This window comes from Neobacillus soli NBRC 102451 (assembly GCF_001591665.1).
Classification (GTDB): domain Bacteria; phylum Bacillota; class Bacilli; order Bacillales; family Cytobacillaceae; genus Neobacillus; species Neobacillus soli.
The window spans coordinates 1-875 of sequence record NZ_BCVI01000127.1; the positions used below are offsets into that span (position 1 = coordinate 1).

At 45.1% G+C, this 875-nt stretch carries 1 protein-coding gene; it reads left to right on the plus strand.

Annotated elements, in window-relative coordinates; translation table 11 throughout:
- Positions 1–108 precede the first annotated feature (108 nt).
- A complete protein-coding gene (locus BSO02S_RS25960) occupies positions 109–831 on the plus strand; it encodes a TrkA C-terminal domain-containing protein (protein WP_066074925.1) in 723 nt (240 codons plus the stop codon).
- The last annotated feature ends 44 nt before the right edge of the window (positions 832–875 follow it).

An 875-nucleotide genomic window follows, 5' to 3' on the forward strand; every position in this document is an offset into this window, starting at 1 on the left:
GCCGCTAGGGCGCTGGAGCTAGACAATGCTCGAAGTTCAAAGTTTTATGTTTTTCCAGATAGAGTTGGGGCGATGATGGCCCCAACTACTTTTTTGTGAGGTGGAAAAATGAACTTATTTCTTTTACTCATTTATTTTTTTATCATTATTGCTGTCACGGAAATTTTTGTTATTTTATTTCGGTTAACAGGCCTCAAATCGGAGGTTTCGCGCTTTCAAGTGGTTTCGATGATGACTTCTACCGGCTTTACGACGGGCGAGTCTGAGCTAATCTTAGGGCATCCGGTTCGCAGGAAGCTCGCCGCTTTTCTGATTTTATTCGGGGCGTTCTCCCTCGCCGTCCTGATTTCATCGATTAGTCAATTCCTTTCGGAGGGCCTGAGGACGAAAGAAGTATTAGCTGCCGCCGGGGCCGTCTTGCTGATATTTGCCGTCCTAAAGCTGGCCTCGACTCAACGAATGTTATCCTCATTATTTAATCGAAAAATGAAAAAGACGGTTGTGATCGGTGATTTGCCAATAAGAGAGGTATTTTTAACAAATAAAGAGGATGCGCTCCTAAATCTTCATATCTACCCGGAATCGGGTCTTGTCAACAAGACGTTAAATCAAGTCGTTACGGGGCATGATCGGTTGGAGTTCGTTGTCTTGTTTATTAAACGCGGGGAAGTGAAAATTAGAAAAAGCGTTGCTGATACCACGATTCATGAGGGGGACCAGCTTTTTTTGTTCGGCGCCAAGAAGGTGATTGAAGAGACTTTTCAAAAGGATATCGAGATTATGGAGGAACAATTAAAGCATCTGCCGCCGGCCCCGTATGAAACGTCCTAAGTAGAGCGTGCCAGCCGCCGATTGGTGTGCGCTATCCGTCGATT

Excerpts from the sequence above, each read along its gene's own strand:
- BSO02S_RS25960 (WP_066074925.1), top strand. The coding sequence starts at position 109 with ATGAACTTATTTCTTTTACTCATTTATTTTTTTATCATTATTGCTGTC.